The sequence below is a fragment of the Pseudomonas sp. m6p genome (assembly GCF_055760375.1).
Map to the genome: position 1 here is coordinate 2,730,325 of NZ_CM147084.1, position 12,648 is coordinate 2,742,972.

The following is a 12,648-nucleotide window of genomic DNA, read 5'->3' on the forward strand; positions in this document are numbered from 1 at the left end:
AGGCCCATCATGATCAAACCCACTCAGGAACAGATCAGCGCTGGACTGCGCCCACAGATATTGCTGCGCAGGCCAGGCGAAAGCGCGGCGCCGGGGTTAGACCAGGAATCGGAGATCGTCGTAACGCTGGAACAGTTACGGCCCTACGAACGCAATCCCCGATTCATCCGCAATCCGCTGTATGACGACATCAAGTCATCGATTCGTGAACGCGGGCTGGACCAGGCGCCTTCCATCACCCGACGACCCAGCGAGACCTATTTCATCATCTTGAATGGGGGTAACACCCGCCTGTCCATTCTGAACGAACTGTGGAAAGAAACGCGCGACGAGCGTTACTTCCGGATCGCCTGCCGCTACCGCCCCTGGACCAGCGAGACTCACGCCTTGCTCGGGCATCTGGCTGAAAGCGATCTGCACGGACAGCTGGCGTTTATTGAACGCGCGCTGGCGGTGGTCAACGTGAAGGCATTGCTGGAGGATGACGGCACGTCCCTTTCGCAACGCGAACTCGCCCAGGCGTTGGCATCGGGCGGGTATCCGGTCTCGCAATCGCAGATCAGCCGCATGTTCGACACCGTCGAATACCTGCTGCCCAGTCTGCCCAATGCCCTGTGTTCAGGGTTACCGAAGCCTCAGATCGAGCGCCTCATTCTGCTGCGCAAACGGGCCGAACAGGTGTGGAACCGCCTGCTGGCCCCGCTCGATCGACTGCTTGTGCTGTGGCAGCAGACGCTGTCCAACTTCGACACGACGTCCGACGAGTTCGACTGGGACGAGGTGCGCGGCGCCTTGTTGGCGCAGATGGCCAAGGTGCTGGACATTACGCCGCGGCTGATGGAATTGGAACTGACGCAGAACGGCTCTCACGTTATGCCGCCGAGTGAACGCTCCACCAATGAGCGGCCCACCACGACGGTAAACGAATTGCCAGACGCCGGAGCCAACCCCGCAAGCGCGCCGCCGCTGGTTCACAGTCAGACACCGCCTCCTCCCTATCTAACCGATCAGATCCGGGACGATGATGACCCCGTCGACGAGGACTCGCTAAGGTTGGACGATATTTTCGGCGGCCTGCGCCCAGGTAGCACAGAGGTGATCGAAGCGCAGACGACCAGTACCTCATCGCTCCCTTCTCTGTCACAGCTGATGGAATCCATCGCGCCACTGGCCATCGCCGAACTGCGCAGCCTCGCCGCCGAATTGGCGCAGTCATTGGCCCACTACGCGGCACTGACAGACTTTGTCGTGGGCGCAGAGCATGGTCTTGGATTCACGCTCAACTGGCAGGCCTCAGAGGCCACCGAACCCCTAGGCGTGGCCGTACAGCTGCTGCTCACCTCCATTCTGCGCGCGCAGGACGGGGTCGAATGGGAACTCAAGCAGCAGCTTCCCCCGACACTGGTGGGCCAATTGCTGGTCGGTGACTATCTGACCCCGCTCGTGGGCAACTCCAGACTCACCTTCGAACTTCAGCGCCTTCCCGACCCACAACTGAACCAGTGGGTCCAGTTGGTGGTGCTGGCACGACGTATCGTGGACCTGAGCCAGGCCACATCTCAGGACGATTCGGAGACACTCTCATGAACGCGATCTTCGCCCTGCTGAATAACACCATGCTTAACCAGGTGTTGCACGAGTTGCGCCAAGGCCACCTTCAGCGCTGTCGCGCGTTGGGCTTGGCCGAAGAGGACCTGGAGATCTTGCAATCCCTGCCACCGACCACGCTCTCGCGTTTAGCCCATGCCGCAGTCCCCTGGGTGGAAATCAAGGTCGATACCGCAGTGATGCGCCGGCTGATCGAGCAGGCCGACCGTGACGAGCAAAACGAACGCCTGATCAATCGCGCACTCAAGCTCGGCGCGAGCTCGCTGATCATGAATAAGTGCTTTGGGCTGGACCACTCCGAAACCGCCATGCGCCGCCGGCTGCTGAAGATCGAGGTCAGCCGCGGTCGCCCACAGAGTCTGACCGAAGCCCAGGAACATGCGTTGTGGCAGCGCTGGCGTCAGCTGAGACAGCAGGACGGCACCGCCGACAAGCTCGACACCATGATGATGCTCGCCGAGGAGCAAGGCGTCACCCTGACCATGGTCTGGCAACAGTTGCACCTCTACGGAGAGCAGCTATGAAGCACGGTCTCAGCTTTGAGGATCTAAAACGCGCCATGCGCCAGTGCGCCCAATACATGCAGGACAACCCTCACCTGTTTCCACTCCCGTCGCCGCCCAAACCCAAGCCACCGCCCGACACCTCAATCCAGTTTCGCTACATCGGCAAACCCCAGAACATCATGCCCCGCTCTCTGCTGCTTGATACCCGACTCACACCACTGGAGCGCAACGCCTGGCAGGCCCTGCACTTCATGATCGTAGAGCGCGGCCTCAAATACCCCCGCTACGAGGACCTGCAGCCGTATCTGTCCGCCGTCCCCTGCGGCGAGAAAGCTTCACGAGAGACCGTCGCGCGTGTATTGCAGAACCTGCGGCTGACCCGATGGCTCAGCCTGGTCACGCATCTTCGCGACGATCTAGGTCGGTTGCGGCCACCCATCTATGTCCTGCACGACGAGCCGCTGACGCCGGCCGAAGCACTGCAGTTGGACGAGGGTTACGGAGATCTGATCAAGCGCAGCCTCAAGCACGCCGCGAAGGGCATACGCATCACCGCCGGACATGTGCTGGGGGAACTGCGGCGCGACCAAACGGTACCGGCGGACTATGTACCCAAGGTGCTCGCCCTGGTGCCGTTGGCGCCTGAGCAACACTCATTCGAGCTCGAGGCGCCCTCTCCTGCTCACGAATCCGAACAGCCTTCGCTGGTTGTCGCTTCCTTGCCCTACGCGGCACAACGTCAATCCGAACTGCCAGCGAAAGCCCCGGATTTAGAGGCGGTTCGGATTCCGAATCCCCCTAGTACTGTACAAAAGCGTATAGAGCAAAAGAGTACGGTACTTCGCGAAGAGGAAAAATCCGAACTCGAGTGGCCAGCGAACCTGCCCATCAGCGCGAGTGATCGGCAGATCGCCTTGCAGGCCATGACCGCATTGCCCAATGAGGCCAGGGTGGCCGTGCTGCAGGAGGCCGTGGCCCGGTGCACGACGGGGGTCGTGCGGCGCCCCGCCGCTTACCTCATGGGGTTGATCAGGAAAGCGATCGAGGGGGACTTTCGATTGTGGGCCGCCAGGGACATCGCGACCAAAGTGCCTGCGCCCAAAGCCGTGCGGGTCCAGCAGGCGGTGCCAGAGCCGAAGAGCGCTGAACGCAGCGGCGCGCCGCGATCGGCGTCCCCCGTGGCACGGGCCTGCCTGGATCAATTGCGCCAACAATGTGGGCTGATGAGTAGCGCTTAATGGATTTGATGCCTGAGGCATCAAATCCATGGACGTCCAGTCGCCCTGTTCAGCCGTTCGCGTTGATCGAACCTGAAGCCCGGCTTCACGCACTTGCGGTAATGAGCACCAGCCTTCAGTAGATTTGATGCCTCAGGCATCAAATCCATACTGTTCCAGTTGCCATAGCTTATCCGAACACAGGTCCTTCAGGTTTTCGGCAGTCACGCCGGTGTTTGCCCGGCACTGTGTCCTCACCCGCCGACTTGAGGACCTGCCCATGGCCGACCATTTCCAGCTCAACCTGGGCTCGCTGCGCAGCACCATCACCCTGACCCTGCACACCCATCACGCCGCTCGGCTGTGGCAGGGCCGCCTGGCCCGCGAAGGCAGCCATCCGATCATGAGCATGGCGGCCTACATCAACATCACCAACATCCTCAAACAAGCGGCGGCGCAGGACGACCCTTTTGCTGACTGGTTCATGCTGATGCTCGAGGACAAGGTGCTGCGCGCCAAGGCGCAGATGGGCCAGTTGATGGAGCAGGTCAGCCATCTTGAAAAACTCCTGCCCTCGCAAATCGACGTAGGTGACAACCTCAACATCCACCCAGTGACCCTACCGCTGTTCATCGCCAGCCAGCTGGGATTTCTGGCGGTGTACCTGCTCACCGACTACGACACGCTGGTCAGACGCGTGCTCCTGGCCCATCACACGGCGCTCATTGGCCGGCCGGACATGGAGGGATGGATTGACCAGGGCGCTCACCAGGTGCGCAGCTTGTTTGGTATCGCCCATCGATACCGCGTGTCCGGCGTCACCCGCAGCGATGTGGCCGCCGACAATGCTCGCTTTCAGGAGGCGGTCGATAAGTTCGGTCGCCCGCCTCAGGATGTGCTCGATGGCGAGCGCCGCTCGCAGTTCGCCCCGCCCATCATCGCGGTGGCGGGATCGACGGAGAGTGCGCCGGCCAGTGCAAGTGATGACGTTCCGGCGGACCACGAGACAGACGCGACGGATAAGCCGTCATGACCCCACGAGACTTCCCCGCCGATCTGACCCTCGCACCCACTGCCTATCGGGACATCGAACACGCTGCCTCCCTAAAAGGCCTTTTAAAGCCTTTTAAGGGTAAGGGGGAACTGGTTCAGTTGACGAACGTCACGAGGGAGCTTGAACAGCGTGTGGCGCAGCTCATGGGCACCCAAGCGGCGATCATGGCGCTGCCGCCCTTGTCGTTGCTGGGCATTCGCCTGGTGCTGCAGAACACCGGCGCCGGCACCACCTTTCTGCGCTGGCGCACCCAGGACTTTTCCCGCATGGGCGCCCTGGTCTGGGAGCGGCTGATGCGCAATCCGCGCCTGCCCCCGGATCTGCGCACTGCCCTGTTCCAGCTCGAATGCAACCGCATTGCGCTGAACCTGCAGATGAGCGTGCTGCATTCCCTGCAGCGCCAGGCGCTCGACTGCAGCCACAAGATGGCCAACGCCGAAGGCGTGCTGCGCCAATCCCCATCCGGAACGGAGACATTACCATGAGCACTTTTTTTGTCGGCGAAGGCAACATCGGCAGCGCGCCGGACTTTCAGGCATTCACCTCGGGCAATGATGAGCCGCGGCGTCTGCTGCGCCTGAATGTCTACTTCGACAACCCGGTACCGCGTGAGGGCGGCTACGAAGACCGAGGTGGATACTGGGCCCCGGTTGAACTGTGGCACCGTGATGCCGAGCATTGGAGCACGTTGTTTCAAAAAGGCATGCGCGTGCTGGTCGAGGGGCGCACGGTGCGCGATGAATGGGAGGACAGCGAGGACAACGCGCGGGTGACCTTCAAGGTCGAGGCACGTCGCATCGGTATCCTGCCCCATCGGCTGGCCAGCGTGAGCATGCGTGAAAAGCCCTCCGACGCCGCACCGTCGGGCCCGGCCGACAAAGCGAGCACCGGCAGTAGTCGCAAAGGAGGTCGAGCCAAGAGCTGATCAGTGGACCTCAGTGGAATGAGCGCCTCACCGCGCGGCGCTCATCCAAACCCCACGCCATCGACGCGAGTCACTTCAATGCCGTGTCGAGCCCGCGCTGTATTGCAACAACATCGCCTCCAGTGCCGTCTCCAGCACGTCCGGATCCTCAGCGACTTTCGCCAGCGCCTGCCCCAGTTCCCGAAACGCCTGCCGGTGCGTAGGGCATTGTTCCAACCACTGCGCCAAGGCGCTGAGCTTGTCCTTGTCGTCGGGTGATCGATGAATCTCCAGAAAGCGTCGAAGCGCCTGCAACCGCACCTGGCCTATCAGCTCATCGTCCGCTGTATCCACGTGAGTTTCCTTGTACGTCAACACGCGCCTCGCGCGCGCAGCGACCGCAACTGATTCTTGCCCATTTTCAGCAATCCACACACTCAATTGAACAAATACAACCCATATCGCCCAGAGTCAACCCGATAGGTTATTCATCTTGCGAGGTCTTTGCTCGACCATTCAGGTTGAATGGGAGACCCGCACAGTTGCCGAAAATCATCGCCGCCGCCGATAAGCAGATTGGCCAAATGATCGCCAAGCGCCGCCGCGCCCTGGGTCTGACTCAGGACCAGTTGGCCGAACGCCTGTCGATGGGTCGTGAGGCCTATTCCCGGCTCGAACTGGGCAAGACGTCGCTGTCGGTCCCCAAGCTGATTCAGCTGTCGGGCGCGCTGGATTGCGGGCTGGCCGAGTTGGTGACCGACTTCAGCCCACGCCCCAGTGACCAAGGTCACAAGATCGGCTTGTTGCTCGCGCCGCTGTCCGATGCCGATCGCCAGTTCATCCTGTCTTCGACCGTGCACCTGATTGCCCACCTGAAGCAGCGTTAGTCTGCCGCCACCGTCCAATTGGACACCGCACATTCAGTTTTAAGCTGGCTCCCTCCCCCCTGAGCGTCACCCTGCTTCAGTCATCCGACTGGAGCGAAGCCATGCAATTGTTCATCTGCGAAAAGCCCTCCCAGGCGCGCGACATTGCCCGCGTGTTGCAGGCCGGCCGGCGTGCCGAAGGCTGCCTGGTGGGCGAACGGGTCACCGTCACCTGGTGTGTCGGGCACCTCCTGGAGACTGCGCCACCTGAAACCTACGGCAGCCACCTCAAGCGCTGGGCCCTGGAAGACCTGCCGATCCTGCCCCAGCAGTGGAAGGTGTTGCCAAAGCCCAAGGTCGCTTCCCAACTCAAGGTCATTCGCGGCTTGCTGGGCCGGTGCGACGAGGTGGTCATCGCCACCGACGCCGATCGCGAAGGCGAGATGATCGCGCGCGAGATCCTGGAACTGGAAGGCTACCGCGGGCCGGTGCAGCGCCTGTGGTTGTCGGCGCTCAACGATGCCTCGATCCGACAGGCGCTTGCGGCGCTCAAGCCCGGTGCGGAAACCTTGCCGTTGTATCACTCGGCCCTGGCCCGGTCGCGGGCCGACTGGCTGGTGGGCATCAACCTCAGTCGATTGTTCACCCTGCTTGGGCGCCGCGCGGGTTATGACGGAGTCCTGCCGGTGGGGCGCGTGCAGACGCCGACCTTGAAACTGGTAGTGGCGCGTGATCGGGCCATCGCGAGCTTCGTGGCGCAGCCGTACTGGACGCTGGATATTCGCCTAGCCGCAGGGGCCGCAGATTTTCAGGCTCGCTGGCAACCGCCCCCTTCGGTCTGCGATGACCAAGGCCGTTGTACCCAACAAAGCGCCGCCCAACAGGTGCTGAAGAGAGTGCTCGAGGCCGCACAGGTGCACACCGACAGTGTCGAAACCGAGCGGGTGCGCGAGTCCGCACCCCTACCGTTCGACCTAGGGACGCTGCAGGAAATCTGCTCGGCCCGGCTCGGCCTAGGCGCCCAGGAAACGCTGGAATGCGCCCAGGCCTTGTACGAGACCCACAAGGTCACCAGCTATCCTCGAAGCGACTGCGGCTACCTGCCCGAGAGCATGATCGACGACGCACCAGCGGTGCTCGAGGCGCTCACTCAAGCCGATCCAACGCTTCGGGATCGTATCCAAGACTTGAACCTGTCCGTGCGTTCGCGCGCCTGGAACACCGCCAAGATCTCCGCCCACCACGGCATTATCCCGACCGCCGTGGCGTTCCGGATCGACAGCCTGCCCCCGCGTGAAGGTGCGGTGTACGCGTTGATCCGGGCCCGGTACCTGGCGCAGTTCTGCGCGCTGCATGAGTACCTGAAGACGGAAGCGCTGTTCATCGGGGCCGGCGAAACCTTCAAGGCCGCGGGCAAGCAGATTCTGGTACCTGGCTGGAAGCCCTGGATCAACGAAGCCGACCCCACTGGCCAGGCCGAAGCCTCGCAGGCGCTGCCCGCGTTGCACGAGGGCCATGCCCTGACCGTGTGCTCGGCAAAAGTCGATGCCCGCACCACACAACCGCCCCAGCCCTACACCGAAGGCACGCTGATCAGGGCCATGAAATCCATCGCCAATCAGATCGAGGATCCGCGCCTGCGCCAACGCCTCAAGGACAGCATCGGTATCGGCACCGAAGCCACCCGGGCCTCGATCCTGCAGGGGCTGATCGACCACGGTTACCTGGTGAAAAAGAAGCGCAGCCTGTCGGCCTCGGCGGCCGGTCACACGCTGATCGAGGCCGTGCCGCCCGAGGTGGCTGATCCGGTGATGACGGCGTTGTGGGAGCAGGCGCTCGAGCATATCGAAACAGGCCGGCTGACCGTGGACGCCTTTCTCTTCAAGCAGGGCGAATGGCTCAGCCAACTCATCAAGCACCACGCGACACTCAAGCTCAACGTGCCGGCGGCGCGCGGCCCGGGCTGTCCGATCTGCAAGACGGTGATGCGCAAACGCACCGGGCGGACCGGCACCTTCTGGTCGTGCTCGCGTTATCCCGACTGCAAGGGCACCAAGCCCTTGGCCAAGCCCAAGGCGTCAAAGCCCAAGTCCAAGGGACCGTGACCCTCACCGTGCACTTGACGGGTCTGGTCGGGGCTGCTGTAGTGAGGACGCCCTTCGCCATTGGCGAGCCAAGACCGATTCGCTCCGGGCAGTTCGGTCGGACTCCATGAGTTCGGAGCCACTTCTTCCTGCAACCTGGTTGCCCTTCACCGCCCTGCATATCGCTGCAGCGAATGACCCGTGCCGCTTTTCACCAGGCCGCAGGGGTCATTCGCTTCGGCGATGACGATCAGCTCCGGTGCCCGCCGGCGAAACACTGGGCGCCTTTTGTGCGCGGATGCGTGCCAGAAAATTCCGACCCAGGCCACGACAAGGGTCGGTTGGTCAGGTCCTGCCAACGTGTGCTTGTCACGAGGAGCGACGTTGTCGCGATTGGCCAAAGGTGGTCCTTTTTGTCCCCAGCCCGATGACCGTCGGGCTATTTTTTGCCCGCGACGTTTCCACTGTGTGCCACTCGAATCTGGGCCAACAGCCTCTGTTTGATCGGCTGTTGACGTCCCATTGATCGCGTTTTATAGATGGGCTGCACTTGCTGTCGATGACAGCGCCCAGGCAGCTTGAACCTTCAAGGCTGCGCCATTTCGATGGTGGTTCTCCCAAGTGCGATTCGCGTTCGGCAGCTCGCACGGTCATCGATTCGTCGGTAATGAGCGCTGATTGTTTTCTCAGCCCTTCTGGGCCTACTTGTCATCCCCCTGCGGAATTCACCTCCCGCCGGGACGGTGGGTTTCCGCGTTTCTTGCAAACAGGAGATTCACCATGACTCAGTCCACTACCCAAAACCAAACCCAAGCTAGCAGCTACTTCAACCTGCACACCCAAGGCATCGGCTATCTGAACCGCGTGCGTGAAGTCACGGTTCGTCGCGGCCAGCCGTTCATGGCTTGTGATATCGCTGCCCTGCATGGCGCCAGCGATGACGTGGAATACACCCGTTTCGACTGCAAGGTCGCCGGTGGTGAAGCGGAAAGGCTGATCCGCCAACACATGGCCGACGTCCAGGCCGAACGCAAAGTCCTCTTGGGTTTTCGTATCGGTGATCTGTGGACCGATGCGTTCATCTACGAAAAAGGCGAACGTCAGGGTCAACCCGGCGCCTGTCTCAAAGGCCGCTTGATCTTCATCGAGTGGATCAAGGTCGATGGCACCCTGGTGTACAAGGCCCCGGCCCGTACACCCGTTGCCACCGATGCTGAGCAACCCACCGCTGATGCAGATCACGCACAGCATCAGGACGAATCGCAGGCACGTCAAACCGCCTGATCGTTCCGTCAACCCGCAACAGGCGCTCTCCCCCGAGCGCCTTTTCTTCTACCGCAGGAGGCTCCCATGGAATCCTTCTGGCTCTGCCAAACCTGCCTGTTTGCCGTCGCCTATGACGACTTCAGCGCGCTGTCCCTGTATTACACCGATGAGGAACTCGAGCAGCGCATGGCCGCAATCCATTCGGGTGCTCGGGAACTGATGCCCCTGAGCGCTGATTTCGACTCAGAGACCGGCCTAGGCATCGACCACTTTTCCACGTCACCTTGTGATGCGTGTCACTGCTCACTTCACGGCACCCGCCACCGTTTCACCCGATTGTGATTACTGAAATCCACAACTCTTTCACCCAACCCATCAGGGGCCATCACGCCCTTAGGGTGTGCCCCTTTGCGACTGGAGGATCACACCATGCACGCTCCCCTCACCTTGATCGACGGTACCGATGTCACCCGCCGCGGTGCAGAAGACCAAATGATTGCCGAAGCGCTTGACCTACTGGATCGGCGTTATTTCACCCGTGGTGAATGCCTGTTCAGTCCGACTGCGGTGGCCGACTACCTGAAGCTCCAACTGGCCCGGCATCACCAAGAGGTCTTCGCCATGGTCTGCCTAGACGCACGTCATAGGACCCTGAGTTTTGAAAAAGTGTTCTTCGGCAGCATTGACAGTGCCAGCGTGTACCCGCGAGAGATCGTGATTCGCGCCTTGGCCTGCAATGCCGCCGCGGTCATTTTCGCCCACAACCATCCTTCAGGGTGTGCCGAACCCAGCCAGGCCGATCGCAACCTTACCGCACAGCTCAAGAACGCCCTGGCCTTGGTGGAAGTTCGCGTTCTGGATCACTTCGTGGTGGGTGAGGGAAAACCCGTGTCGCTCGCCGAGATGGGTTGGCTCTGACTTCACGTGCAAACGCTTCACCGTGCCGGGGAAAATCTCTTCCCCGCTGGGGAGGCGGTGACTCCGGTTTCACTCAACCGAAACAGGAGAATCACCATGGAACTGTCCATCAATGATCTGGCGGGCGTTCAGTTTGTGGAAAACCCGTACGCACCCGACACCCTGCTGCGACGCGACGTGTTCGAGCGTCAATTCGTGGTGATGGGTCAGGGCGAGATGATCTTTTCCAAAAGCAGCTTTTGCTCCCAGGCCTTCCAGGAACGAGCGCTGGTGGTGCTGGGCTACTGTGGCCTGATCACCGAGGGCATGGCGACTGCTCACGATTGCCTGTTTAGCGACACCTTTGGGCTGCGTGCATTGGAGCAGGCGTGCGCGGTGGATTTCAGAATCCACCAGGTCAACATCGTCGACCTGCAGCGCCGCACCGTGCTGTCGGGCGTTGTCCGTGAAGCAAGCATCGAGTGGCTGTCGCCCTGTGTGACTCGAACCGAACGGATGTACGCCAGACTGACCGCTCAGGACCTGTTGAATCGGGCACAAGTGCATACCCACGACGGTCTGCACGAGGCCGCCCGGCAACTGCGCAACGAGGCCGAAGAGTGGCAAGGCCGGATGATCGCCGAACACTGGATACCTCACGCGCTGCAAGCGCTCTCGCGCTGACCCAGACCCGACCGGGGAGTAACCTCCCCATCGGGTGGACTCTCCCGGTTTTTCCATAAACTTGGAGAGACAGCATGAACCTTCATGTACAGCACTTCGATGGCGTCGCTTTCGTTCACAACCCCTATCTCGCTGGAACAGCCCTGCGCCAGGACATCTTCGAACGTCAGTTCCGGGTGCTCGCCCACGGCCAGGCAGAGCTCGCCGATGATGATGGCTTTGCTCACACCTTCTGGATGCCGCTGACAATCGAGCTCGCACAGTGCGGCTTGCTCGAGCAGTGCCTGCTCAAGGCCCTGCATTATCTGGTCTCGGGCAACGCTGGCTTCATCGGCGATGCGGTGCTGGACTTTCGGCCGGAGCGTATCTCGGTTCAGGATCGCGGCGGTCAAACCGTGCTGTCAGGCCTCGTCAGGCAGTCCGCTCTGACCTGGTTGCCGCCCTACTGCACCGGTGACGAATTGCTCTTAGCCGAAGCGCAAATAAGGCGCCTGCTGGCAGAAGCCATCGACGAAGACCGTTGGGACAACCACAGCACCGCAAAAAACCTGCGGCGTCAGGCAGACCATCTCCAGGCCCGCATTATCCCCACTCGCTGGCGGCCGCACGTGCTGAAGCTGCTGAACATCTGACTATTGATGCACATCCCTTGGGGGCCTTTCCCCCTTGGGGCGGGGTCCTCCTCACCTTGTGGAGAACCCGAGCATGAACACGACACCTGAAAACCCTTTCGCCCGCGGCTACCTGGCCATGGTCAGCGAACGCATGCTGATGATCATCTACGACGACAAGCAGCCGCCCTGCTACCGCACGCTGCACCCGTCACAGATTCATCTGAGCGACGAGCACATCGAGCAACTTGCCTGCCGTTTCAACGACGACATGGTATGGGTCGGTACTGATCCAAAGCCAGACCCTGATCTGGAAGCGCAATGCTCGTCCGAAGGCACCGTCGCGGCAGTGATTTACCAGGTGACGGCTGACCATTTCGGCAACGCCGTGCACCTCGGGGATTTCCCCTCCGAGGCTGCTGCGCAATCGGCGATCCTGCAGATGGCGTTTGAGACCGGCCACTACAGCCGCAGTTGGGAAATCAGCAGTGCCCACGTGCCTCAGCCGGACCTGTGGACTTTCTGCTTTCCGGCCAGCAGCGGGCGATCGACGGGCTACTTCGAGTGCTTCAGCCTGCCGGGCAGTACCGCGGTTGGGTTCAAGCTGTACTCGACTCCTTGGTCGGCAAATCCCTCTCGACGCTCGTTCGATGCCAGCAGTAGCGACGTCGAAGCGCGCATGCGCAGTGAAGACGTGCCCGAGGCGCTGATCAGGATTCTGATGCTGGCAGGTGAGGCCGATGTGCGGTTTTTGTTCCTTGATCCTGACGCTGCAGCAGTGCCTGGATTACCTGTTTTTCCTGATGATTGAACCAAAGGCGCCCTTGATACGGGCGCTTTTTTTCTGCGTGGCGCACCGGCAACCACTTGAGGCTAACGCATCCTGTAGTTCAGAAAAGTGGCCAGGTTGAATTCGGGTTTCTGGTAAGTGCTGTGTCATCCTGACTGCCA

General features: G+C 61.3%; 15 protein-coding genes. 14 read left to right on the forward strand and 1 reads right to left on the reverse strand.

Annotation, left to right across the window (positions count from 1 at the left end):
• The first annotated feature begins 9 nt into the window (after nucleotides 1–9).
• The 6 genes from ACYZUM_RS12505 (at nucleotide 10) to ACYZUM_RS12530 (ending at nucleotide 5,310) form a co-directional block, all read left to right on the forward strand.
• On the forward strand, nucleotides 10–1,587 hold the full coding sequence (locus tag ACYZUM_RS12505) for a ParB family protein (RefSeq protein ID WP_200656373.1): 1,578 nt from the start codon (nucleotides 10–12) through the stop codon (nucleotides 1,585–1,587).
• Complete coding sequence (locus ACYZUM_RS12510) at nucleotides 1,584–2,132, forward strand: DUF2857 domain-containing protein (RefSeq protein WP_044321336.1); 549 nt, start codon at nucleotides 1,584–1,586, stop codon at nucleotides 2,130–2,132. Before ACYZUM_RS12505 ends, ACYZUM_RS12510 begins: the two co-directional genes overlap by 4 nt.
• A complete protein-coding gene (locus tag ACYZUM_RS12515) occupies nucleotides 2,129–3,352 on the forward strand; it encodes an STY4528 family pathogenicity island replication protein (protein ID WP_200656374.1) in 1,224 nt (407 codons plus the stop codon). Before ACYZUM_RS12510 ends, ACYZUM_RS12515 begins: the two co-directional genes overlap by 4 nt.
• 259 nt (nucleotides 3,353–3,611) lie before the next feature.
• Entirely contained in the window at nucleotides 3,612–4,364 is a 753-nt protein-coding gene (locus ACYZUM_RS12520; protein WP_200656375.1) for a PFL_4669 family integrating conjugative element protein, read from the forward strand.
• Complete coding sequence (locus tag ACYZUM_RS12525; RefSeq protein WP_200656376.1) at nucleotides 4,361–4,870, forward strand: DUF3158 family protein; 510 nt, start codon at nucleotides 4,361–4,363, stop codon at nucleotides 4,868–4,870. Before ACYZUM_RS12520 ends, ACYZUM_RS12525 begins: the two co-directional genes overlap by 4 nt.
• Entirely contained in the window at nucleotides 4,867–5,310 is a 444-nt protein-coding gene (locus tag ACYZUM_RS12530; RefSeq protein ID WP_200656377.1) for a single-stranded DNA-binding protein, read from the forward strand. The genes ACYZUM_RS12525 and ACYZUM_RS12530 overlap by 4 nt, the downstream gene beginning before the upstream one ends.
• A gap of 75 nt (nucleotides 5,311–5,385) precedes the next feature.
• On the opposite strand, the gene ACYZUM_RS12535 is transcribed toward ACYZUM_RS12530, so the two are convergent.
• Nucleotides 5,386–5,643 (reverse strand): DUF4880 domain-containing protein, encoded by a 258-nt coding sequence (locus ACYZUM_RS12535; protein WP_200656378.1) that lies wholly within the window; start codon nucleotides 5,641–5,643, stop codon nucleotides 5,386–5,388.
• A 188-nt stretch (nucleotides 5,644–5,831) separates the two neighbouring features.
• Here ACYZUM_RS12535 and ACYZUM_RS12540 point away from each other — a divergent pair, with 188 nt between their 5' ends.
• The 8 genes from ACYZUM_RS12540 (at nucleotide 5,832) to ACYZUM_RS12575 (ending at nucleotide 12,508) form a co-directional block, all read left to right on the forward strand.
• On the forward strand, nucleotides 5,832–6,176 hold the full coding sequence (locus tag ACYZUM_RS12540; RefSeq protein ID WP_200656379.1) for a helix-turn-helix domain-containing protein: 345 nt from the start codon (nucleotides 5,832–5,834) through the stop codon (nucleotides 6,174–6,176).
• Nucleotides 6,177–6,277: 101 nt separating this feature from the next.
• Nucleotides 6,278–8,260 carry a DNA topoisomerase III gene (locus ACYZUM_RS12545; protein WP_200656380.1) on the forward strand — a complete coding sequence of 661 codons (1,983 nt, stop codon included), beginning with the start codon at nucleotides 6,278–6,280 and terminating at the stop codon, nucleotides 8,258–8,260.
• Nucleotides 8,261–9,019: 759 nt separating this feature from the next.
• Complete coding sequence (locus ACYZUM_RS12550; RefSeq protein ID WP_200656381.1) at nucleotides 9,020–9,523, forward strand: STY4534 family ICE replication protein; 504 nt, start codon at nucleotides 9,020–9,022, stop codon at nucleotides 9,521–9,523.
• 66 nt (nucleotides 9,524–9,589) lie between these two features.
• A complete protein-coding gene (locus ACYZUM_RS12555) occupies nucleotides 9,590–9,847 on the forward strand; it encodes a hypothetical protein (RefSeq protein ID WP_200656382.1) in 258 nt (85 codons plus the stop codon).
• Between the two features lie 87 nt (nucleotides 9,848–9,934).
• The gene (gene radC, locus ACYZUM_RS12560; protein WP_200656383.1) at nucleotides 9,935–10,423 is read left to right on the forward strand and encodes a RadC family protein; all 489 of its coding nucleotides are present in this window, start codon (nucleotides 9,935–9,937) and stop codon (nucleotides 10,421–10,423) included.
• 96 nt (nucleotides 10,424–10,519) lie between these two features.
• Nucleotides 10,520–11,086 (forward strand): hypothetical protein, encoded by a 567-nt coding sequence (locus ACYZUM_RS12565; RefSeq protein WP_200656384.1) that lies wholly within the window; start codon nucleotides 10,520–10,522, stop codon nucleotides 11,084–11,086.
• 74 nt (nucleotides 11,087–11,160) lie between these two features.
• On the forward strand, nucleotides 11,161–11,718 hold the full coding sequence (locus tag ACYZUM_RS12570) for a hypothetical protein (RefSeq protein ID WP_200656385.1): 558 nt from the start codon (nucleotides 11,161–11,163) through the stop codon (nucleotides 11,716–11,718).
• A 73-nt stretch (nucleotides 11,719–11,791) separates the two neighbouring features.
• The gene (locus ACYZUM_RS12575) at nucleotides 11,792–12,508 is read left to right on the forward strand and encodes a DUF5983 family protein (protein WP_200656386.1); all 717 of its coding nucleotides are present in this window, start codon (nucleotides 11,792–11,794) and stop codon (nucleotides 12,506–12,508) included.
• Nucleotides 12,509–12,648: the final 140 nt, after the last annotated feature.